Source organism: Pseudomonas sp. Tul2A7 (genome assembly GCF_054790505.1).
Genome location: NZ_CP186499.1, coordinates 6,109,444 through 6,130,441, shown reverse-complemented (window position 1 = coordinate 6,130,441; position 20,998 = coordinate 6,109,444). Strand labels below are relative to the sequence as shown.

Sequence of the window (20,998 nt, the reverse complement as noted above, 5' to 3'; positions counted from 1 at the left end):
ACGCCGTATGTCGCAGGGAAGTGCCGCAAGCCTTGGGTTGCAGGACGCACCGTTGAGCAGCGCGTTCCGCCAGACCTGGCAGCAATGGCAACAGGATTGGGTGCAATTGCCCAAGGACAGCGAGGACGAAGCGGCGCTGGTCGAGACCGTCGTCGAACTCTCGACGCAGGCTTCACAGCGATTGTGGCGCACGGCCTATTCGCGGGTCGGCGATTCGGCGACCGAACAGGTCAAGGCATTGGTATATGCATTTGTCGCGCTGGTCGACGAAACCCTGCTGTTCACGCCATGGCCCGGCCAAGCGGCGTGGCAGGAAAAACCCTTGGAGTCGCGGCTGTATTCCAGCCGTCAGGCGGGCGAACAAGTACCTGCAGCGATTCAAACCTTGCTCGAAGAACAGCAGCCGACCACTCGCGATCTGGCCAACGTGTACCTGCAGTGTCTGATCCTCGGTTTCCATGGCCGTCTGCGCGGTGAACACAGTCAGGCGCAATTGGAGAAATGGCGGTTGGCGCTGTACAACCTGGCCTGGCAAGACGAAGCCAGTTACGCCGATGTCAGTCAGCGCCTGGTGCAGCCCTCACAAACACCGGCGCTGCAACTGCCGGTGCGCACGGCGCTGCCGGATGGCTTTCGTCTGGCACTGGGTATTCTGGCGATGGTGCTGTTGTTGACCGCGCTGGGGCATTGGTTGTGGCGGGACATCGGCCAGGAGTTGGCGCCGGCACTGCAAAGCGGCGATAGGGTGAGTGCGCCGGAGCAAGCCTCATGAGCCCGCTGACGATCGTTGCGTGGTGCATCGCGCTGCTGTTGTTGCTGGTGATCATCGTGGTGGCGGTGTGGTGGTTACGCACGCAGAGTGGCGCAGCGATCCGCAGTTTCTATGCCTCCGTGCGCCATATGGAACGCGACCAGGGCAATCTTGACCGCTATCAGATGCCATGGTTGCTGATGCTCGGCGACGAAGTCCAAGGCACGCAACTGGTCACAGAATGGCGCCTGCAACCGACCGATAAACCGGCGTGGTTCGGCCGCTGGTGGTCGGACCCCGAAGGGGCTGTGCTGGTGGTGCCGCAAGCATTGTTTCTGCCGGACGACGGCATGCACTTGCAACGCGGCAGTTGGTGGCGGCTGCTCGGCCTGATCCTGCGGCTGCGCAGTAAACGGCCGCTGGACGCAGTGGTCTGGACGGTGCCAGTCAGTCGGCTAAGTAATCTTGAGCAAGCAACTCAGTTGGGTCTGGCCGCGCGTCGGCGCTTTATCGACCTGCTGCAACGCTTCGGGCTCAGTGTCCCGGTGTATGTGATTGTCACCGGGCTTGAGGAATTGCCGGGGGTTCAGGATCTGATCAGCGCCTTGCCGCAAGAGGCGCGCGAAGCCACGTTGGGCTGGTCGTCACCCTATGCGCGCGATGCCGTCTGGCAAGGCCAGTGGAGCGATCAGGCGCTGGATCGTCTGCACCGCGCGGTGGCCGAAGCGGTGATTGAAATTGGCACCTTGTCCGGGCAGTTGAGTGCGGATCTGTATGCCTTGCCGGATCGTCTGGAAACCTTGCGACGCGGTTTGCAGAACGTGTTGGAGCCGGTGTTTCAGGGCAATGCGCAAGGTGAGGCACCGTGTTTTCGTGGTGTGTATTTCACCGCCAATGTGGCCGGGGAGGATGCGCAGGACGGGTTTTCCGTGGATGACAGCGGCTTGCAGCGCAGCGCGTTTGCCCGACAGTTGTGGCGCCAGCGATTGGTCGGCGAGCGTGGTCTGGCGCACGGCGTACCGCGCCTGTTGCGTCTGCGCCAGCGTTGGCAGCGGCTGACTGCCGGGATCGCGCTGGTCGTCGGGGTGGTCTGGGCGGTGGCGATGTTGTGGGTCTGGCATGCGTCGGTCAAGGATGCTCACGAACTGGCGCGGCAGATGCAGGGCGCGCAAAAGGGCTACGTGGCGATCAGCGATGAAGCGCAGCGGGTCGACTCGACCCGGCGCAATGTGCAGACCTTCTGGCGCGTCCTGGAACGCGCGCCGCACTGGAACTATGTCTCGTTGGTGTTCCCGACGTCGTGGTTTTCTTCGCTCGACAACCAGCTCGAGCAGGAAGTCTTGCAATCCACCCAGCGTCATGTGGTGGTGCCGCTGCATGACCTGTTGAGCGCGCAACTGGCACAGATCAAAGCGATCCGCAGCACCGATCGGCGCAGCAGTGTCGAAAGCGACGACCCGGCGCAGTGGCAGAACTATCTGAAGGCGAACGATCTGGTGGATCGGGCACTGCGATTGGAGCAGCAGAATCAGCTGTTCAATCAGCTGCAAAACAATCAACGCGCACCACTGGACGACTTGGTGCAACTGAGCAACGCCGCGCTGTCGCTGAACCTCAACACCGGCACCTTGCCCTACGCGAATTTCTACAATCGGTTGCTGGTGGCCGGCGAAGACGGCAGCTTGCAGGCACTCGACCTGAGCGTCGACCGGCCGCTGATCGTCAGCAACTTTTCCGGATTGATGCAGCGCTGGCTGGATCAATATTTCCTCGCCGACAACTTTGTCAGCAAGGCCGGTTACCTCAAATTGCACCTCGATCAACTGGAGGCCGGCAGTGGCAACAGCCTGGGCGAGCTCGAAGAGCTGACCGCGCTGGTCGACGATCTGCAAGCGGCGATTGCCCTGACCAATGCAACGTGGAGCCGTGGCAAAGGCCAGGAATTGGTGCCCGGTTATGGTGACTTCCTCGCCAAAGTGGGCAAGAGCACATTGTTGGGCGCGCAAGTCCAACAAGACCTCGACACGCAAGCGTCACGCTTGCAGCAGAGCTTCCGCGATCAATGGATCGCCCAGGTCGGCTCGCGGGACAATTTGCTGGTACAGCAAGTCAGCGGGCAATTGGCCTTGCAAGAGCAAGTGGTGAAACTCGATAACGCGATCCAGGCGCTGTTCAAGCGTGACTTCGTTTCGGTCGCCCTGCGTGCCAGCGAAGACAACGTCAATATGCAAGGTCAGACCGTGGACGGCGATGACCTCAATGAATCGCTGAAATATTTCGCCGACTACAACAGTTACATCGCCGAAGAACTGCCCCGCATTCCACCGGACTATCGCGTTGCGGTGCTCAAAGCCGCCGAGCGTGCCGCCGCCCAGGCGATGTGGTTGAGCCTCAAGGATCACAACGATCAGGCGCATCCTTACGCTGTGTTCAATGTGCAGGCCGAGCAAGCCATGGCCCTGCAAAAGGCTTTCGTCGAGGTGCATCGCGCGGATCTCGCCACGCGTCTGCAAACGGCGCTCAACCGCCGCGCCATGGCGCAGCTTATTGGTGGTCTGGATGAAATCACCGCGCAACCGCTGTTCGGCGGACGGGCCGAAATCAGCCAGTGGGACGGCTCGAAAAATCTCGGTCTGGAACTGTTCGGCGCCAGCGACGTGCAGGATCTGAAACTGAGCCTAAAGCAGCAGTTCAACACCATGCTCGGCATCACTGAGCGGCGGACGTCATCGTTGCAGTGGCTGACAACGCAGCAAGCCAATCTGTCGGCACTGGATTACGAACGCGTGACGCAGTTCAGTGCGCTCAACGACGAACTGCGCAAATACAAAGAGGCCAACCCGGCCAGTTCGCCGGCACAGATCGAGCAACTGGTCAGCCGCGATTTCGTCGAGATGGACGTCAATTCCTGCCTGCAAATGTTGCAGACCGCCAACGTCGCCGGCGGACGCGGCACGTTGGCGATGCGCGCGGTTGAGTTGCAACAGGAGGCCATGCAACGTTGCCAGATGCTGCAAGTGCAACAGGCCGCTGCGGCGTGGAATGAGCTGGCCAACTACTTCAATCAATATCTGGCGGATCGTTTTCCGTTCGCCAACGGCGTGCAGATGCAGGATGCCGATCCGGCGCGGGTTGAATATTTTCTGCAACTGATCGACAAAAAATTGCCGGTTGCGCAGGCCGGCCTTGCCACCAACCAGACCCCGGAGCGCCTGGCCGCGGCGGACTTTCTCAACCGCTTGAAGCAGGCCAGCACTTGGCTGACGCCGCTGTTCGTGCGTGACAAGAGCGGCATCCTTGGCGTCGAGCTGGACGTGCGCTGGCGCACCGATCGCGATGATGAGCTGGGCGCCGATCAGGTGATTGCCTGGGGCTTGCTCGCCGGCAATCAGCAAATCAACTATCCGGCAGCCGAGCAGCCGAACCTGCGCTGGATGGTCGGCCAGCCTGTCCGCCTGACCCTGCGCTGGGCGCGTAACGGCAAGGAACGGCCGGTCAATGATCCACTGCAACCGAATCTGGTGGTGCGTGATCTGGAGGCCGGTTGGGAGTACGGCGGGCCATGGTCATTGCTGCGCCTGATGCGCGCGCATTTCTCGGTGCAGCGTCAGCCAAACGTGGATTACACCGATTTTCCGCTGACGTTGCGTTTACCCGTGACCGGGGCGCCGGACAGCGTCACCAGCGACTTCACGCGAATGTTCGTGCGCCTGTCGCTGATGAGCCAGGGCTCGAAACTGCCGCTGTCGATCGCGCCGTTGCCAACCCGCGCGCCGCGTTCGCCGTTTCAGGTGACCGGCAGCACCGCCGCCCTTGAATCGCAGAAGGAAGACTTGTGAGCCTGCCATCGACGACGTTGCCGGACTTGATTGACCAACTGCTCACACCGCTCAGCGCGGATGCGCCGTGCGGCGTCGATCTGCGCTATGAACGTGAGTTCGACCAGTTGCGCGACCTGCGTCGCGAAGACGACGCCAGTCTGCCGACCGGGGTCTGGCAATCGACGCTCAAGCGCGCGAACTGGCCGGACGTCGAAAAACTCACGACGACGTTATTGCTGGAACGCAGCAAGGACCTGATGCTCAGCGCCTGGCTCGGCGAGGCGTGGCTGCACTTGCAAGCGCTGGACGGCTTGCCTGGGAGTCTGGCGCTGGTCGCCGGGTTGTGTGAGCGCTTTCCCGAGCATCTGCACCCGCAGGCCGAGGACGGCGACCAGTCGTGGCGGGTGATTCCGCTGGAATGGCTGGTGCGCCGGTACAGTGAAATATTGCTCACGCGGGTGCCGTTGTTCGGTAGCCGCAACAGCGATTTCGAGGCTTACACCCTGGAAGTCTGGCGGCGCTTGCAGGTGCAGCAAGTGCAGACCAACGACAGCAAGAACGCCAAGACCTCGGCGGAAACCGCACGCAATGAACAGAAGAAGCTCAACGAACAAATCCGCGCCACGCCGCTGGCATTCTGGCTGCGCACTCAGGGCAATCTGCTCCTGAGCCTGCAACACTTGCAACGGATCAACACCTGGAGTGATGGCTATCTGGGGGATCAGGCGCCGGGATTGCGCCCCTTGCAGGACACTATCCAGGCGCTGCTGAAACTGGTTCAGGAGTTTATCGCCATGCACCCACAACAACCGGCACCGCCACCGCCGCCAGTCGAAGCCCCCGTCGCCGTTGCGCAGCCGGAAGAACCCGCACCGGTAGCCTTGGCCTTTCGTGAGCCGGCCAATCGCGAAGAGGCGTATCGCCAATTGCTGCTGATCGCCGAATACCTCGCCCGTACCGAACCCCACAGCCCGGTGCCATACCTGATCCGGCGCGGGGTCGAGTGGGGCAACAAGCCGCTGAGCGAATTGCTCGGTGAATTGATCAGCGCCGACGCTGAATCGCGGCGTTTGTGGACGTTGCTAGGCGTGCTTTAGTGCACGCGCTGGTTGTTGAGTGTTGGTGGCAGTGCGATGGGCGTCAGCACCGGTTCGCCGGAGAAGAACGCGACGAGGTTTTTGCCCACCAACTCCACCGTGCCTTGCGTCGCTTCCGGTGACAGGCCGGCGACATGTGGTGTCAGCAACACGTTGCTCAGGGTTTTCAACGCATCCGGCACTTGCGGCTCGTGGTCGAACACATCCAGTGCGGCTCCGGCGATCCTGCGTTGTTCAAGCGCGGTGATCAGATCCGACGTGGCGATCACACTGGCGCGGGCAATATTAACGATAAACCCTTTCGGACCGAGCGCATCGAGCACCGCGCGGGTGACCAGATGCTGTGTGCCGATGCCGCCGGGCGTGGCGACAATCAGGAAGTCCGACGCTCGCGCCAGTTCGGTCGGCGTCGAGCAGAACGCATACGGCACCTCGTTGCGCACCTGACGGCTGTGATAGCTGATCTGCATGTCGAAGCCGAGGTTCGCGCGTTTGGCGATCGCCATGCCCACTGCGCCGAGCCCGAGAATCCCCAGGCGTTTGTCGGCCAGTGACGGGCGCATGATTTTCGGCCACTCCCCACGGCGTACGGCAGCGTCGCAACGCGGGATGTCACGGACCAGCGCCAGCAGCATCGCCATCGCATGGTCGGCCACCGATGAGGCATTGACCCCGGCGCCGTTGGTGACGGTGATGCCGCGGTTGCTCGCGGCTTGCAGGTCGACATGCTCGTACCCGGCACCGATCACCGTGATGATTTTCAGCGCGGGCAGGGCGCCGATTTCATCGGCGCTGAGGCCCAATGGGCCGCGGGTCAGCACTGCGTCGATGCGGCTACCGTGGGTGGCGATGGCTTGCGCACGTTCGGCGGGTGTGGGGGCGAGAATCAGGTGGAAGCCCTGATGTTCGAGGATCGGCAAATAGTCATTGATGGTTTCAACCAGTACCAGAACGGTTGCGGGCATTGCGCGGCTCCTGTGAACGTCTGCGGGGTGGTCGCGAAAGTTGTTTCAGAGTGCTGAATCCGCAGCGACTTGGCAATCGTTGTCATTCGCGCAGTGGTGCTTTGATTCTGGACGGCTTCGGACAAGAAGCAAGGCTGGCAGCACACCGGTGATCCGGTGTGCTGTCGGTATCATTGGGCCGCTTGGGCTTTGGCTTGTTCAGCCATCGCGAGTGGCTTGATATCGTAGGTCGGATAGAACTCGGTGCGGTAACTGCCCCATGCGGTGTTTTCCAGCGCAAGGTTCACTTCCGCCAGACGCGAGACAGGAAAGCGCACGGTTACGACCTGGCCGATACCCATCATGATGTTCCAGCTCACCACTTCGACTCCGGCCGGTGGAAACGTTTTATGGAAACCCTGTTGCGCGAGCTGGGCCTTGAGTTCGCTTAAAGGGCGGGTTTGATCATGTTTCAGAAACACGGTCAGCATCATCGCGTTGTCGGCAGTGGCGACGGCATTTTTTGCGGGCTGGGTGGCAGCTTGTGCGCTGACCCCGGCGCAATAGACAGAAGAAATCAGTAACGTCGACATCAGCAGGGTTTTAAGTGACTTTTGCATATCGAACTCCCGGTTTTATTGTTTGATGGCGGACTTGGTTTCTAGTGTTCCGGTATAGGGCGCGTGAACGACATGAATGCGCACGAGAGGATTGTTGTCGACCATGTCGCGGGGGACTTCACGAGAATAAGTGAACTCACGGTCGTTCAATGTTTCAAGGCGCCTGACAACTGTTTTGCTCGGGCCGATATCCGGCACAAGAATGTGCTGTTGCTGATCGCCGGTGACAAAGAAATAACCGCCACCACCGTTGTTGTACTTTGATTCGCCGGTATCGGCGTAAAAGAACTCGTATCGATTACGCTCGGGATCCCACGTCGATATACCAACGACGCCGGGGTACTTCGCTTTGACGTCGGTTTCCGGGGCACCGTCGATGTAGACCTTGGTGGTCAGCCATCGCGGCGAAGAAGCCAGCTCGCGGACGTCGGCATTGGCGCTGGCGAGCGGGGCAAGCAGTGCGGCCAACAGCAGGCCGGTCATCATGTTCTTTTGCATGCTGTGTCCTCTTGATCACACTTCAATTATTAGTCTTCGAATTCAGGGCGATAAAAATATAGACCTGCCGTGGAACATTGTTCAATGGCTGGGTAGTTGTTTGTAACAAATGGCTGATATCGGGTTTTTAGTAATGTTTTGTTGTGAATGTTTTTGGCTGTTTAAGTTGTAGGAATATTCTGAAAGGTTGTTGGTTGATTCACTTGTTTGTTGGTGTTTTCTGTAGTTGCCGTCGCTGTTGTCAGTGACTAATTACACGATGCTGTAGGACAAGGGATGCCGTAACAAATATCTGGGTTGACGCAACCGCAGCAAGTCAGGTTGCGTCAATTGCAGGGGAGGCTTCCTTAGAACGTCACTTCAGCGCTGTCGACTAATCGTGCGAAGGCGGCACCGAGGGTGGCGTTGTGATGTTTGATGATCGCTTCGGCAGATAGCTCGGCGGTGTCCATGCAAGTGTGGGCATCGGCGACCAGCAAGGGGGTGAAGCCCAGATCGGCAGCGCTGCGACAGGTGCTGTCGATGCAGAACTGACTTTTCATGCCGACCACATAGAGCTCTTCTACCTGTGCGGCCTGGAGTTGCCGCGCAAGGTCAGTGCCATGGAAAGCATTGGGTCGGAATTTATCGAAGAGGGTGTCGATTTCAGCGTCCAGTTCAAGCGCTGGCAGCAGTTGCCAGAATGGACTGCCGGCGGCAATCGGTGAGCCCTGCGGGCCAGTGTGGCGCACGGCGAAGATCGGTACTTGATTCGCGCGAGCCTGAGCGACCAGGCGCTGGATGTTGGCCAGTACCCGTGCGCCGTGGTAGGGCTTTTCCGGTCCGTGGAACAGACCGACCTGCATATCGATGATCAACAGTGCTGCGGGCATGGTGTTTCTCCTTGGGTGCTGCAGATGCCGCACGGACGGGAGAAACAACAAGGCCCCGTCCATTGCTGGCGGGGCCTTGGGTTTGCTGCGCTGGGTTTACCTCAGACAGAAACACCACGACCCGCCGGTGGCGGTCGTGGTGGTACGGGTGAGTTGCAGCGCGCGAATGTTCATGGGCCGATCATGCTGGCCCCGGTATCGGGCTGTCAACGAGCGGATCAAGTGACGTACTGCGCGAAGCCATTGCCGAATGACCAGTTCTCTTTCTTGACCTCGACCAGATTGATGAACACGTCTTCCAGGCGCACCGCCAACTGTGTGTGCAGGCTTTCGGCGATGGTTTTGAACAGCAACTGCTTTTTCTCCACCGTGCGTCCTTCGCTGATGGTGATCTGAATGAACACCACGCCATCGCTGCGCTGGATCCCCAGATACTGCGGGTCGTAGACGAAGTGCTGGCTGTCGTGCTCGGTGAGGATCTGGAAGTTGTCGTGCTCGGGCACATCGATACAACTGCGCAGGGCAGCGTAGATGTGCTCGCCGATGCGTTTGGCGAAATCGGGATCGGGGTTTTGTTTGATGTCGATGCGAACGAGGGGCATGGGCAGAGACTCCGGGGGGGAGGGGACTCATTCACGCTAGAACATATCAACCAAATTGAAAGTGTGGGGTGATGACCTCGTTGCTGTTTTTGTATGAGGCTACCTACGAAACTCACGGATTTTACCTACGCATTTGGCAGAGCCATCTGCTATCGGGCAGACGGTTAACGCGAAATCATGGGGCAGCAATGGGAGGTGGTCCAGGATGGAAAAACTTCCCGAGCGTTAACTGTCAGCAGCCAAGGAAGGTTCATGCATCTGGATGACCACAAAAATGTGGAACTCGAAAGGCTACAAACGGAAACCCAAAAGCTCGGCGCGGAGAGGCGCAAGCTTTTGGCGGAGGAAGCAAAACTGAAACTTGAGACTTTCTTGTATCCCCTTGTGGTGGGGGCTGGGGCATTAACTGCAATTGCCACCGCCGTTGGGCTTTATTTGAAGCTGTAAGAGAGCGCAGCAGGTTGCAGTTGCGCATGCGTGTTGATTCAGAGCACCAAAAAAAGGGAAGCGGGCAGTATGAGCACAGAGGAAAGCAGAGCCAGGATAGACCGACTGTATCAAGAGGAGTTTGAGTTCAGAGAAGCCATGAAGCCCTTTCGCAAAGCCGAAAGGCGTGAAACGGTTTTGCTGTTTAGCCTTGGAATGTTGATGGGCGCGGTGGGGATCGCTTTCGTGATGGTGTTGGCTCGAACCATCTGAATACCCTTGCATGTGCCTATTAACGACATCACGAATACCTGTTTACGACAGATAATTTCCCGAAAACGACACCCCGGCTGATCTGCTCCGCACAACCATTCCTCAGCTAAGTCTTTGCTTATGCTCATTTATCACGGAGAATCGCGCCCCTGTTTCGGCCGGAGCATGTCTGTCGGTTTTTTCCGACGCGTCCTGACCGAGTGGCAAGTGACCGGAATGCGGAGATCCGACCGGATGAATGATCAGGCCAAAAGCGTTGATCAACGCTTTGATGCGGTAGCACCCGCTGAACTTTCGAGCTGGAATCGCCAGGACACCACCTGGATGTTGGGACTGTTTGGGACGGCCATCGGCGCCGGTACCCTGTTTTTGCCGATCAACGCAGGTCTGGGTGGCTTCTGGCCGCTGGTGATCCTTGCGCTGCTGGCCTTCCCGATGACGTTCTACGCGCACCGTGGCCTGACCCGCTTCGTGCTGTCCGGTCGCGAGGGTGCCGACATCACGGAAGTGGTCGAGCAACATTTCGGCATCAAGGCCGGCGCGCTGATCACGCTGCTGTACTTCTTCGCGATCTTTCCGATTCTGCTGATCTACAGCGTCGGCCTGACCAACACGGTCGCCAGTTTCCTCGAACATCAACTGCACATCACGCCGCCACCGCGCGCGCTGCTGTCGTTCGTGCTGATTCTCGGTTTGCTGGCGGTGGTGCGTTGTGGCGAGCAGGCGATCGTCAAGGCCATGAGCCTGATGGTCTATCCATTTATTGTCGCGCTGTTGTTCCTCGCCGTTTACCTCATTCCGCACTGGAACGGCGGCATCCTGACCACGGCATCGCAGGTGCCGGCGCCGTCCGCACTGCTGCATACGCTGTGGCTGGCGATTCCGGTGATGGTCTTCTCGTTCAACCACTCGCCGATCATCTCGGCATTTGCGGTTGATCAGAAACGTCGTTATGGCGTCCACGCTGAAGAGCGCAGCTCGCAGATCCTGTCCCGCGCACACGCGTTGATGGTGCTGATGGTGCTGTTCTTCGTGTTCAGTTGCGTATTGACGTTGTCGCCAGGGCAATTGGCGGAAGCCAAAGAGCAGAATCTGTCGATCCTGTCTTATCTGGCCAACCACTTCAGCAATCCGACCATCGCCTTTGCGGCACCGTTGATTGCGTTTGTGGCGATCTCCAAGTCGTTCCTCGGCCACTACATCGGTGCCAGCGAAGGCCTGAAAGGACTGATCGTCAAGAGCGGTAAGCGCCCAAGTGCCAAAGCGCTTGATCGCATCGTGGCGGCGTTCATGCTGGTGATCTGCTGGATCGTGGCGACCCTGAACCCGAGCATTCTGGGCATGATCGAAACCGTCGGCGGCCCAGTCATCGCGGCGATTCTGTTCCTGATGCCGATGTATGCCATTCGCAAGGTTCCGGCGATGGCGCGCTATCGTGGCCAGGCGTCTAACGTGTTTGTTACGGCGGTAGGTCTGGTAGCGATTTCGGCACTGGTTTACAAGCTGACGATGTAACACGGCTTCAATCGATAAAAACCGCTGTGCCTGCCCGGGCACAGCGGTTTTTTTTGGCTCGGGAGTTGAGCTTGCTCGCGAAAGGGGTGAGTCATTGGCAACGATGTCGACTGACACTCCGCCATCGCTGGCTTGCCAGCGATGAGGCCCGAACAGGCAACCACCTCCATCAGGCATAAAAAAACGCCGCTCATCTCACGATGGGCGGCGTTTTTCATTGCGTCGTTACGTTAGGCTTGAACGACCGGGATGTTGGCGTTCGCAGCAGCTTCACGGAACTCGGCGATCTGGTCGAAGGACAGGTAGCGGTAGATATCGGCCGCCATGCTGTCGATCTTGCCAGCGTATTCCATGTACTCCTCGACGGTCGGCAGGCGACCCAGGATCGAAGCCACGGACGCCAGCTCGGCCGAAGCCAGGTAGACGTTCGCGCCGTCGCCCAGACGGTTCGGGAAGTTACGGGTCGAAGTCGACACCACGGTGCTGTTCGGCTCAACGCGTGCCTGGTTACCCATGCACAGCGAGCAGCCTGGCATTTCCATGCGTGCGCCAGCCTTGCCGTAGATGCCGTAGTAGCCTTCTTCGGTCAGTTGGTGAGCGTCCATTTTGGTCGGCGGCGACAGCCACAGACGGGTTGGCAGCTGACCCTTGACCTGATCCAGCAGTTTACCGGCAGCGCGGAAGTGACCGATGTTGGTCATGCACGAACCGATGAACACTTCGTCGATCTTCTCGCCAGCAACGCTGGACAGCAGACGGGCATCGTCCGGATCGTTCGGCGCGCACAGTACAGGCTCGCTGATGTCGGCCAGATCGATTTCGATGACTTCGGCGTATTCGGCGTCGGCATCGGCTTCCATCAGTTCCGGGTTGGCAACCCAGGCTTCCATCGCTTGAGCACGACGTTCCAGGGTACGAGCATCACCGTAGCCTTCGCCGATCATCCAGCGCAGTAGGGTGATGTTGGAGTTCAGGTACTCGGTGATCGATTCTTTCGACAGCTTGATGGTGCAACCGGCAGCTGAACGTTCTGCCGAGGCGTCGGACAGCTCGAACGCCTGCTCCAGGGTCAGACCTTCCAGACCTTCGATTTCCAGGATGCGGCCGGAGAAGGCGTTTTTCTTGCCTTTCTTCTCAACGGTCAGCAGACCGTTCTGGATGGCGAAGTAAGGAATGGCATGAACCAGGTCACGCAGGGTGATGCCAGGTTTCATTTTGCCTTTGAAGCGCACCAGGATCGATTCCGGCATGTCCAGCGGCATAACGCCGGTGGCAGCGGCAAACGCAACCAGACCGGAACCGGCCGGGAACGAAATGCCCATCGGGAAACGGGTGTGCGAGTCACCACCGGTACCCACGGTGTCTGGCAGCAGCATGCGGTTCAGCCACGAGTGGATGATGCCGTCGCCCGGACGCAGGGAAACGCCGCCGCGGGTCATGATGAAGTCAGGCAGGGTGTGGTGAGTGGTCACGTCGATCGGCTTCGGATACGCCGCGGTGTGGCAGAACGACTGCATTACCAGATCAGCGGAGAAGCCCAGGCACGCCAGGTCTTTCAGTTCGTCACGGGTCATTGGACCGGTGGTGTCCTGAGAACCTACAGTGGTCATCTTCGGTTCGCAGTAGGTGCCAGGACGAACGCCTTGGCCTTCTGCCAGACCGCAAGCCTTGCCGACCATTTTCTGCGCCAGGGTGAAACCCTTTGTGCTTTCAGCTGGGGCTTCTGGCTTTTTGAACAGGTCGAACGGTGGCAGACCCAGTTCGGCGCGAGCCTTCTCGGTCAGGCCACGGCCGATGATCAGCGGAATACGGCCGCCGGCGCGAACTTCGTCCAGCAGAACCGGGGTCTTCATTTCGAAGGTGGTCAGGACTTCGTCGGTGCCGTGTTTGCAGACTTTGCCAGCATGCGGGTACAGGTCGATCACGTCGCCCATGTTCATGTTGGAAACGTCGAACTCGATTGGCAGTGCGCCGGCATCTTCCATGGTGTTGTAGAAGATCGGAGCGATTTTGCTGCCGAAGCAGAAACCGCCAGCGCGCTTGTTCGGCACGTAAGGAACGTCGTCGCCGAAGAACCACAGCACCGAGTTGGTCGCCGATTTACGCGACGAACCGGTACCGACCACGTCACCGACGTAGGCGATCGGGAAGCCTTGACCGCGCATTTCTTCGATCTGCTTCATCGGGCCGATGGCGCCCTGCTGATCAGGAACGATGCCGTCACGCGCCATTTTCAGCATGGCCAGGGCGTGCAGCGGGATGTCTGGACGCGACCAGGCATCTGGAGCAGGGGAGAGGTCGTCGGTGTTGGTTTCGCCGGTGACCTTGAACACGCGCAGGCTGATCTTGTCGGCCAGGGTCGGACGGTTTTTGAACCACTCGCCGTCAGCCCAGGATTGCAGTACGCCTTTGGCGTGAACGTTGCCGTTCTTGGCTTTTTCCGCGACGTCGTGGAACGCATCGAACATCAGCAGAGTGTGCTTGAGTTGTGCGGCAGCGACTGGCGCCAGTTCGGCGTCGTCCAGCAGGTCAACCAGAGTGACGATGTTGTAGCCGCCCTGCATGGTGCCAAGCAGTTCTACAGCGCGCTTTTTGTCCAGCAGAGGGGAGGAAACTTCGCCCTTGGCCAGTGCAGAGAGGAAGCCGGCTTTGACATAGGCCGCTTCGTCCACGCCTGGTGGAATGCGATTGGTGATCAGGTCAACGAGAAATTCTTCTTCGCCAGCCGGAGGGTTTTTCAGCAGCTCGACCAGGCCTGCTGTTTGTTCGGCGTTAAGCGGCTGGGGAACGATACCCAGGGCTGCACGCTCTTCGATATGTTTGCGGTAGGCTTCAAGCACAGTTATTACCCTCATCAGTGGTCCCAAATGGGTGTCCGGGACGCTCATCCCGAAATTGCCGTACTCATGCTCCTCACGACGTTGTGGGTCGTTCGGCCAGAATTACCGGCAATTCCTTACAGAAGCTGCTTTCAAAGTTTTACGCCTGCAGAACGGGGAGCTGATGAGGGTTGGCGCTGGATTTTTCCCCGCTGGAAAAATCCCTCGCCAACACCGCTCTGAAGGAACGACTGTGCTCGTGACGCTTTGAAAACAGCTTCTAACGGACATTGGCGCCTTAAAAGGCTGGCTGATTCTACGGCAAAAAAAATTTAAAGGTAAGTCGCGCTCTATTGGACTTTCGTGGCAATGCGCGTGGCCGGGGCAAACGCGCGGTTCGGTTGAGACCCTGATGTTTGAGGGGTGATCAATGCCCGACAAAGGGCTAACATGCCGACCTGTTCCGCGTTTCAGTGTTTTGCCTATCTTATGCCCAATCAGACCATCAAGACCCCCTGCGTCGGCCTCTGCTCCACTGTTTACGGTGATCTGGTGTGCCGTGGCTGCAAGCGTTTCCATCACGAAGTGATCCACTGGAATGGCTACAACGAGGAGGAAAAGCGTGCAGTGTGGTTGCGTCTGGAGCAATTGCTGTCACAAGTGATGGCGGCCAAGGTCGAGATTTTCGATTCGGCGCGCCTGCGCGAGCAGCTGGAACAGCGCAAGATCCGCTTCGTGCCGCATCAGTCGGAGTATTGCTGGGCGTATCAGCTGATCGCCCGTGGCGCGCGGGTGATCATTAATCTGGAAGCGTACGGGATGGTGTTGCTGCCGGAGTTTCGCGACTGGAACCTGCCGGAACTGCGCGATGCCATTGATCGGGAATTCTTCCTGCTGTCGGAAGCGCACTACCAGCGCTACATCGCCCCCGGATTCCTCAAAGACGCCTTCGGCGCCTGAAGATCAAAAGCTTCGCGAGCAGGCTCGCTCCCACATTTGGAATGCGTACCCCTGTAGGAGTGAGCCTGCTCGCGATGAGGCCGGTACATTCAACATAGTCTTCGGCCGATACACCGCCATCGTGAGCAGGCTCACTCCTACATTTGAAATGCGTACCCCTGTGGGAGCGAGCCTGCTCGCGAAGGGGCCGTTTCAGGCACCTTAATTCTCAGTGCTTCACCGCCAACTCCACCAGATGATCCTCAACCTCCTGCGGTTTGAGCACCAGTACATCGCTCTCCAGCGCATCCAGTACCACTTCCGCGGTATTGCCGATCAACGCCCCGGACAACCCGGTACGCGCCACGGTGCCAATGACCGTCACCGCTGCCTGCAGCTTGTGCGCCATGAACGGAATCAACACGTCCGCCGGGCCTTCCTCGATGTGCAGGTGCTCATCATCGACATCGAATTCCGCCTGAAACGCCCGACATTGCTCGCGATAACGCGCCTCGATGGTTTCGCTCAGTTGCAGCGTAGGGTCTGCAGCCGACAACATCGGTGATGGATGCGCAGCGATCACGTGCAGATGCGCCTTGGCCAGACTGGCAATGTCATAGCCATGATCAATGATCGTCGTGTGCAAATGCCGGTGCTCGCCATCGGCATTGCCCACATCAACCGCCGCCAGAATCACTTTGTCCTTCCACGAACCTGCGGTTTTCACCAGCAGCACTGGAGTAGGGCAGTGGCGCAGGAGTTTCCAGTCCGCCGGGGTCAGCAGGGCTTTTTTCAGGGAACTGTCCGGGAAGTGCTGCTTGATCACCAGCCCGCAACCCTCGGCCTGCTGCACATCGATGATGGTTTCATGCAGGCTCTCGTTCCACGCCTGCTCGGTGGTCACACTGTAGCCATCGGCCACCAGCGCAGCCTTGAGTACGCCAAGCATGCCGGCGTGATCGTGTTTCTTGTCGCACACCAGCAGGTGCAGATGGGCCTGGGTCACGCCGGCGATCAACTTGGCGCGCTTGAGCGCCAGGCTTTCCGAATGTTCGGGTTCAACGACCACCAGAATGCTGCGAATGGCTTGCATGAGCGGAGTCTCCAGCAAAGAAAAGGCACGGCGTTGCACAACTATAGTTGCTGCTCGATCGTGCGCGACTTGATGCATATCAACGGTGGTGGCTGGTGGTCTGCGGACAGGCCGGTATAATCGGCGCCCTTCGCTCGAACACCTTTTACCGTGAGCCCCATGATCCTTCCCGAAATCCACGAATTCCTTGGCTGCCGCACCCCCGACGCCTGGGTTCAGGCCGCACTGGCCGATCAGGAAACCTTGCTGATCGACCACAAGAACTGCGAGTTCAAGGCTGCCAGCACCGCCCTGAGCCTGATTGCCAAGTACCATTCCCACGTCGACCTGATCAACATGATGTCGCGTCTGGCCCGGGAAGAACTGGTGCACCACGAGCAGGTCATGCGCATCATGAAACGGCGCAAGATCGAACTGCGCCAGCTGCATGCCGGTCGTTACGCCTCGGGCTTGCGCAAGGTCGTGCGCAGCCATGAGCCGGTGAAACTGGTCGATACGCTGGTGGTCGGCGCGTTTATCGAAGCGCGCAGTTGCGAGCGGTTCGAAGCCCTGGTGCCGCATCTGGACGAAGAACTCGGCAAGTTCTACTTTGGCCTGCTGAAAAGCGAGGCGCGGCATTTTCAGGGTTATCTGAAACTGGCCTATCAGTACGGTGATGCAAAAGACATTGCTCAGGTCATCGACAAGGTCCGTGCCGCCGAGCAGGAACTGATCGAGTCGCCGGACGAAGAGTTCCGCTTCCACAGCGGTGTGCCTGCCAACGCATGACTCCGTGTAGGAGCTGCCGAAGGCTGCGATCTTTTGCTTTTGAAGAAGCCGGATCAAAAGATCGCAGCCTTCGGCAGCTCCTACAGATGTAGCGATCAGTGCATGAATGTTAAAAACTCTTAAGAGTATGAAACATCACCGAAAACCGGCCCCAGCGGCCGGTTTTTGCTGCCTGGAACAAACGCCTGCGCCACGAAAGCCGCCATAATGCCGACCACTTCACACATGGGTGGCAGACGGGCGTTATGGATAACCTGGGTTTTGGCAAAGTCCTGTTGGTGGAAGATGATGAGCGCCTCGCGGCTCTGATCGCCCACTTCCTCGAACAACACGGCTACGAGGTGCGCACCGTGCTGCGCGGTGACCTGGCCGTGGCTGCCTTTCTGGAGTTCAAGCCTAAAGTCGTGGTGCTCGACCTGATGCTGCCGGGGCAGAGCGGTCTGCACGTGTGTCGGGAGATTCGCAGCGTGTCGGACACGCCGATCGTGATTCTGACCGCCAAGGAAGATGACCTCGACCATATCCTCGGTCTGGAGTCCGGCGCCGATGACTACGTGATCAAACCGATCAAGCCGCCGGTGCTGCTGGCCCGGCTGCGGGCCTTGCAACGGCGACAGGTGCCGATCAGCAACGTGGTGAGTTTTTTGGAGTTCGGCCAGCTGAGCGTCGACCGCAGTTGCCGTGAAGTACGGCTGGCGGGCGAGGTCATCGAAATGACCACCATGGAATTCGAGCTGCTGTGGTTGCTGGCCAGCGCGGCCGGCAAAGTGCTGTCGCGCGACGATATCCTCAATCGCATGCGCGGGATCGCCTTCGACGGGCTCAACCGCAGTGTCGACGTGTACATCAGCAAGCTGCGCAACAAGCTCAAGGACAACCCCCGTGAGCCGGTGTGTATCAAGACCGTGTGGGGCAAGGGATATTTGTTCAATCCGTTCGCGTGGGAGCTGTAGATGCTGCGGTTATTTCTCGGGCTGTTTCTGGTCATGACGATGGGTCTGGTGCTGGCGTTGCAGACGGTCGAACGCACTTTTGATGCCTTGCTCGATTATCAGATGCAGGACTACAACCGCGAGGCTGTGCGGGGGCAAGCGTGGACGTTGGCTCAGCAGTTGCGTGACCTCGATGGCCCGGCCCGGGAAAGGCAGCTGGAAACGATTCGCCCGCATTACGGTTTGGGGCTGACGCTGGTCGATACCTCTGAACTGGCCCTCAGCGACGAGGAAAAAGCCGAGCTGGTCAAAGGGCTGCTGGTGATCCGCGACAAGTACAGCCAGTACATTTCCGCCATTGACGATGGCCCGCAACTGCTCAGCATCCGTTTGCCGGCCGAACCGAGCCTGATGCCGTTCTACATCGCCGCTGCCTACCTGATGATTGCTGTGCTGATCGGCTTCGTCCTGTTTTTCTGGGTGCGTCCGCACTGGCGTGATCTGGAGAAACTGCGCCTGGCCGCCGAACGTTTCGGCGATAACGATCTGTCGGTGCGCATTCAATTGTCGAAACGCTCGAACATCCGCGATCTGGCCGAGCACTTCAACCTGATGGCGGCGCGCATCGAAGGCCTGATCGCCAATCAGCGTGAGCTGACCAATGCCGTGTCCCACGAGTTGCGCACGCCGATTGCGCGGCTGTCTTTTGAGCTTGATCAGCTCAAGCAGCAGTCGGATCCCAGCCAGAACCGCGAGCTGATTGCCGATATGTATGCCGACCTCGGCGAGCTGGAGGAAATGGTTTCGGAACTGCTGACCTACGCCAGCCTTGAGCGCGGCGCGACGGTGATCAAGCGTGAAAACATCCAGGCTGCCAATTGGCTCGACAGTGTGGTCGGCAGCGTGGCGCTGGAGGCCGAAGCGGCGGGGGTGCAGTTGTTGATCGGTGATTGCCGGCTCGACACCGTGCGTATCGAACCGCGATTCATGGCGCGAGCGGTGATTAATCTGCTGCGCAATGCGATTCGCTATGCCGACCAGCGCGTTGAAGTGACGCTGGTGCGCACGGGTGATTATTACGAAGTGCGGGTCAACGATGATGGACCGGGGGTGCCGGTGCACGGGCGGGAGAAAATCTTTGAGCCGTTTTCGCGGCTGGATGCCAGTCGCGATCGGCGTACGGGTGGGTTTGGCTTGGGTTTGGCGTTGGTGCGCCGGGTATCGCAGTCCCATGGCGGGCAGGTTGAGGTGGGCGATTCGGCTTGGGGTGGGGCGTCGTTCCGGATGACCTGGTCGCATCTGGATTGAATGCGTTGCCCTGTGCCGGCCCCTTCGCGAGCAGGCTCGCTCCCACAAATGGAATGCGTTCTCCTGTGGGAGCGAGCATGCTCGCGAAAGCGTCGGGTCAGTCAGCATGGGTGTGCCTGATCCACCGCTATCGCGAGCAGACTCACTCCTATAGGGGCACTGTTCAGCGGGTCAAGCCGAGGCGTTCATGCCATTGGGCGATGGATTCTTCGGGGTAGACGTCGAACTGTTGGTCTTTCGATTTGGCCTCGACTTCGACCCAGGTTGCTTTCGAACCGAGCATCAGATGCGTGTGCTCCGGCGGCACCGGCAAAGGCGTGTCGATGGCCGAGGCGAACGGGTGGATCAGCTCCGGCCATTCCGGGCTGAACAACCACAAGCCGCTGCCGCACAGTGAACAGAAATGCCGTTCGGCGGTGCTGCGATGGGCGCGTTTGTCGCCCTCGTCTTTCATCTTCGCGTGGTAAACGCTGATGTGTTTGCGCCCGCGCATCTTGAGACTGGTCGCGTCGCCGCCGAGGTTGATCGCATATCCGCCGCCGCCCTGAGTCTTGCGGCAGATCGAGCAGTAGCAGCGTTGATAAGGGTAGGGATGGGCGCTGGTGAGGCTGAACGTGACCTCGCCGCAATGGCAGGAGCCTTCGAGCTGCATGGGTGCTCTCCCGTTTTTGAATGTGCGCTTGAGCCTAGAACACTCCGCGCGATTGCGGCCGGTGTGATTCGACGGGCGGGCGCAGCGTCTAGCCCCAGTGTCCCCGCAATCCCATGGGGCGAGACTTCGGAACCCGGCATGCAAGCGCTGTTGAACGAGATTCTTGACGCTGTCCGCCCGTTGATCGGGCAGGGCAAAGTGGCTGACTACATTCCCGCCCTCGGCACCGTGCCGGCCAATCAGCTGGGCATCGCCGTGTACGGCAACGACGGCGAGATGTACTGCGCCGGTGACGCCGAGACGCCGTTCTCGGTGCAGAGTATTTCCAAGGTGTTCAGCCTGGTGCAGGCGATCGATCATTCCGGCGAAGCGATCTGGGAGCGCCTCGGTCACGAGCCGTCCGGGCAGCCGTTCAACTCGCTGGTGCAGCTGGAATTCGAGCGCGGTCGGCCACGCAATCCGTTCATCAACGCGGGCGCGCTGGTGATCTGCGACATCAACCAGTCGCGCTTCGCCGCACCGACCCTGTCGATGCGCGATTTCGTCCGGCGCCTGTCCGGCAATCCGCAGATCATGATCGACGGCAAAGTCGCCGACTCCGAATACCAGCACCGCGCGCGCAATGCGGCGATGGCGTATCTGATGCAATCGTTCGGCAACTTTCACAACGATGTCGAAGCGGTGCTGCGCAGCTACTTCAGCCATTGCGCGTTGCGCATGAACTGCATTGATCTGGCGCGGGCGTTCTGCTTTCTGGCCAACGACGGCTTTTGCAAACACAGCGGTGAACAGATCCTGACGCCTCGGCAGACCCAACAGGTCAACTCGATCATGGCCACTAGCGGACTGTATGACGAAGCGGGCAACTTCGCCTATCGCGTCGGCTTGCCGGGCAAGAGCGGCGTCGGCGGCGGGATTGTTGCGGTGGTGCCGGGGCAGTTCACGGTGTGCGTGTGGTCGCCGGAGTTGAATGCGGCGGGGAATTCGCTGGCGGGGATGGCGGCGCTGGAGATGCTCAGTTCGCGGATTGGCTGGTCGGTGTTCTGATCCGATCCGCCAAACACCGCA

The 20,998-nt window shown here is 59.4% G+C and carries 19 protein-coding genes; 11 read left to right on the top strand and 8 right to left on the bottom strand.

The features are described from left to right. Positions 1–7: 7 nt before the first annotated feature. The 3 genes from ACOYXJ_RS27250 to tssA are packed head-to-tail and all read left to right on the top strand — an operon-like array spanning position 8 to position 5,669. Positions 8–772: a DotU/TssL family secretion system protein gene (locus ACOYXJ_RS27250; RefSeq protein WP_102902024.1), complete on the top strand. Its 765-nt coding sequence runs from the start codon at positions 8–10 to the stop codon at positions 770–772. After that, on the top strand, positions 769–4,590 hold the full coding sequence (locus tag ACOYXJ_RS27245) for a type VI secretion system protein (RefSeq protein WP_460372635.1): 3,822 nt from the start codon (positions 769–771) through the stop codon (positions 4,588–4,590). The genes ACOYXJ_RS27250 and ACOYXJ_RS27245 overlap by 4 nt, the downstream gene beginning before the upstream one ends. After that, a complete protein-coding gene (gene tssA / locus ACOYXJ_RS27240; RefSeq protein WP_460372633.1) occupies positions 4,587–5,669 on the top strand; it encodes a type VI secretion system protein TssA in 1,083 nt (360 codons plus the stop codon). The genes ACOYXJ_RS27245 and tssA overlap by 4 nt, the downstream gene beginning before the upstream one ends. On the opposite strand, the gene ACOYXJ_RS27235 is transcribed toward tssA, so the two are convergent. The 5 genes from ACOYXJ_RS27235 to ACOYXJ_RS27215 form a co-directional block, all read right to left on the bottom strand. After that, the gene (locus tag ACOYXJ_RS27235) at positions 5,666–6,634 is read right to left on the bottom strand and encodes a 2-hydroxyacid dehydrogenase (RefSeq protein WP_460372631.1); all 969 of its coding nucleotides are present in this window, start codon (positions 6,632–6,634) and stop codon (positions 5,666–5,668) included. The genes tssA and ACOYXJ_RS27235 overlap by 4 nt on opposite strands. 170 nt (positions 6,635–6,804) lie before the next feature. Further along, on the bottom strand, positions 6,805–7,233 hold the full coding sequence (locus ACOYXJ_RS27230) for a hypothetical protein (RefSeq protein WP_460372629.1): 429 nt from the start codon (positions 7,231–7,233) through the stop codon (positions 6,805–6,807). A 15-nt stretch (positions 7,234–7,248) separates the two neighbouring features. Further along, positions 7,249–7,731 (bottom strand): DUF4822 domain-containing protein, encoded by a 483-nt coding sequence (locus ACOYXJ_RS27225; protein ID WP_460372627.1) that lies wholly within the window; start codon positions 7,729–7,731, stop codon positions 7,249–7,251. Positions 7,732–8,078: 347 nt separating this feature from the next. Continuing rightward, complete coding sequence (locus tag ACOYXJ_RS27220) at positions 8,079–8,603, bottom strand: cysteine hydrolase family protein (protein ID WP_460372625.1); 525 nt, start codon at positions 8,601–8,603, stop codon at positions 8,079–8,081. A gap of 218 nt (positions 8,604–8,821) precedes the next feature. Beyond that, positions 8,822–9,205 (bottom strand): tautomerase family protein, encoded by a 384-nt coding sequence (locus ACOYXJ_RS27215; RefSeq protein ID WP_460372623.1) that lies wholly within the window; start codon positions 9,203–9,205, stop codon positions 8,822–8,824. A 252-nt stretch (positions 9,206–9,457) separates the two neighbouring features. Here ACOYXJ_RS27215 and ACOYXJ_RS27210 point away from each other — a divergent pair, with 252 nt between their 5' ends. The 3 genes from ACOYXJ_RS27210 to ACOYXJ_RS27200 all read left to right on the top strand — a co-directional run bounded on the left by ACOYXJ_RS27210 (position 9,458) and on the right by ACOYXJ_RS27200 (position 11,419). Next, the gene (locus ACOYXJ_RS27210; protein WP_034152472.1) at positions 9,458–9,652 is read left to right on the top strand and encodes a hypothetical protein; all 195 of its coding nucleotides are present in this window, start codon (positions 9,458–9,460) and stop codon (positions 9,650–9,652) included. Positions 9,653–9,721: 69 nt separating this feature from the next. Beyond that, positions 9,722–9,904: a hypothetical protein gene (locus ACOYXJ_RS27205; protein WP_064390528.1), complete on the top strand. Its 183-nt coding sequence runs from the start codon at positions 9,722–9,724 to the stop codon at positions 9,902–9,904. A 234-nt stretch (positions 9,905–10,138) separates the two neighbouring features. Beyond that, a complete protein-coding gene (locus ACOYXJ_RS27200) occupies positions 10,139–11,419 on the top strand; it encodes an HAAAP family serine/threonine permease (RefSeq protein ID WP_460372621.1) in 1,281 nt (426 codons plus the stop codon). 230 nt (positions 11,420–11,649) lie between these two features. On the opposite strand, the gene acnB is transcribed toward ACOYXJ_RS27200, so the two are convergent. After that, the gene (gene acnB / locus ACOYXJ_RS27195; RefSeq protein ID WP_095120281.1) at positions 11,650–14,259 is read right to left on the bottom strand and encodes a bifunctional aconitate hydratase 2/2-methylisocitrate dehydratase; all 2,610 of its coding nucleotides are present in this window, start codon (positions 14,257–14,259) and stop codon (positions 11,650–11,652) included. A gap of 468 nt (positions 14,260–14,727) precedes the next feature. On the opposite strand from acnB, the gene ACOYXJ_RS27190 reads away from it, so the two are divergent. Further along, positions 14,728–15,198, top strand: a complete 471-nt coding sequence (locus ACOYXJ_RS27190) for a DUF1289 domain-containing protein (protein WP_064117650.1) — start codon at positions 14,728–14,730, stop codon at positions 15,196–15,198. A 208-nt stretch (positions 15,199–15,406) separates the two neighbouring features. Here the strand turns inward: ACOYXJ_RS27190 and ACOYXJ_RS27185 are convergent, their stop codons facing one another. Further along, positions 15,407–16,270: a universal stress protein gene (locus ACOYXJ_RS27185; protein WP_460372619.1), complete on the bottom strand. Its 864-nt coding sequence runs from the start codon at positions 16,268–16,270 to the stop codon at positions 15,407–15,409. 159 nt (positions 16,271–16,429) lie between these two features. Between ACOYXJ_RS27185 and ACOYXJ_RS27180 the strand changes: the two genes are divergently transcribed. The 3 genes from ACOYXJ_RS27180 (at position 16,430) to ACOYXJ_RS27170 (ending at position 19,278) form a co-directional block, all read left to right on the top strand. Beyond that, positions 16,430–17,038 (top strand): MiaE family protein, encoded by a 609-nt coding sequence (locus ACOYXJ_RS27180; protein ID WP_150794691.1) that lies wholly within the window; start codon positions 16,430–16,432, stop codon positions 17,036–17,038. Positions 17,039–17,283: 245 nt separating this feature from the next. Further along, the gene (locus tag ACOYXJ_RS27175) at positions 17,284–17,991 is read left to right on the top strand and encodes a winged helix-turn-helix domain-containing protein (RefSeq protein WP_150794690.1); all 708 of its coding nucleotides are present in this window, start codon (positions 17,284–17,286) and stop codon (positions 17,989–17,991) included. Beyond that, positions 17,992–19,278, top strand: a complete 1,287-nt coding sequence (locus ACOYXJ_RS27170) for an ATP-binding protein (RefSeq protein ID WP_460372616.1) — start codon at positions 17,992–17,994, stop codon at positions 19,276–19,278. Positions 19,279–19,441: 163 nt separating this feature from the next. Here the strand turns inward: ACOYXJ_RS27170 and ACOYXJ_RS27165 are convergent, their stop codons facing one another. Further along, positions 19,442–19,930, bottom strand: a complete 489-nt coding sequence (locus ACOYXJ_RS27165) for a GFA family protein (protein WP_460372614.1) — start codon at positions 19,928–19,930, stop codon at positions 19,442–19,444. A 138-nt stretch (positions 19,931–20,068) separates the two neighbouring features. Here ACOYXJ_RS27165 and glsB point away from each other — a divergent pair, with 138 nt between their 5' ends. Further along, positions 20,069–20,977 (top strand): glutaminase B, encoded by a 909-nt coding sequence (gene glsB / locus ACOYXJ_RS27160; RefSeq protein WP_460372612.1) that lies wholly within the window; start codon positions 20,069–20,071, stop codon positions 20,975–20,977. Positions 20,978–20,998 lie beyond the last annotated feature (21 nt).

What these genes read in the sequence shown, in the direction of transcription:
- ACOYXJ_RS27215 (WP_460372623.1), bottom strand. Translation starts at nt 9,205, where the DNA reads ATGCCCCTCGTTCGCATCGACATCAAACAAAACCCCGATCCCGATTTC.
- ACOYXJ_RS27245 (WP_460372635.1), top strand. Translation starts at nt 769, where the DNA reads ATGAGCCCGCTGACGATCGTTGCGTGGTGCATCGCGCTGCTGTTGTTG.
- ACOYXJ_RS27235 (WP_460372631.1), bottom strand. Translation starts at nt 6,634, where the DNA reads ATGCCCGCAACCGTTCTGGTACTGGTTGAAACCATCAATGACTATTTG.
- glsB (WP_460372612.1), top strand. Translation starts at nt 20,069, where the DNA reads ATGCAAGCGCTGTTGAACGAGATTCTTGACGCTGTCCGCCCGTTGATC.
- ACOYXJ_RS27185 (WP_460372619.1), bottom strand. Translation starts at nt 16,270, where the DNA reads ATGCAAGCCATTCGCAGCATTCTGGTGGTCGTTGAACCCGAACATTCG.
- ACOYXJ_RS27220 (WP_460372625.1), bottom strand. Translation starts at nt 8,603, where the DNA reads ATGCCCGCAGCACTGTTGATCATCGATATGCAGGTCGGTCTGTTCCAC.
- ACOYXJ_RS27165 (WP_460372614.1), bottom strand. Translation starts at nt 19,930, where the DNA reads ATGCAGCTCGAAGGCTCCTGCCATTGCGGCGAGGTCACGTTCAGCCTC.
- ACOYXJ_RS27205 (WP_064390528.1), top strand. Translation starts at nt 9,722, where the DNA reads ATGAGCACAGAGGAAAGCAGAGCCAGGATAGACCGACTGTATCAAGAG.
- ACOYXJ_RS27190 (WP_064117650.1), top strand. Translation starts at nt 14,728, where the DNA reads ATGCCCAATCAGACCATCAAGACCCCCTGCGTCGGCCTCTGCTCCACT.
- ACOYXJ_RS27230 (WP_460372629.1), bottom strand. Translation starts at nt 7,233, where the DNA reads ATGCAAAAGTCACTTAAAACCCTGCTGATGTCGACGTTACTGATTTCT.
- ACOYXJ_RS27170 (WP_460372616.1), top strand. Translation starts at nt 17,992, where the DNA reads ATGCTGCGGTTATTTCTCGGGCTGTTTCTGGTCATGACGATGGGTCTG.
- ACOYXJ_RS27210 (WP_034152472.1), top strand. Translation starts at nt 9,458, where the DNA reads ATGCATCTGGATGACCACAAAAATGTGGAACTCGAAAGGCTACAAACG.
- ACOYXJ_RS27180 (WP_150794691.1), top strand. Translation starts at nt 16,430, where the DNA reads ATGATCCTTCCCGAAATCCACGAATTCCTTGGCTGCCGCACCCCCGAC.
- ACOYXJ_RS27175 (WP_150794690.1), top strand. Translation starts at nt 17,284, where the DNA reads ATGGATAACCTGGGTTTTGGCAAAGTCCTGTTGGTGGAAGATGATGAG.
- ACOYXJ_RS27200 (WP_460372621.1), top strand. Translation starts at nt 10,139, where the DNA reads ATGAATGATCAGGCCAAAAGCGTTGATCAACGCTTTGATGCGGTAGCA.
- ACOYXJ_RS27250 (WP_102902024.1), top strand. Translation starts at nt 8, where the DNA reads ATGTCGCAGGGAAGTGCCGCAAGCCTTGGGTTGCAGGACGCACCGTTG.
- ACOYXJ_RS27225 (WP_460372627.1), bottom strand. Translation starts at nt 7,731, where the DNA reads ATGCAAAAGAACATGATGACCGGCCTGCTGTTGGCCGCACTGCTTGCC.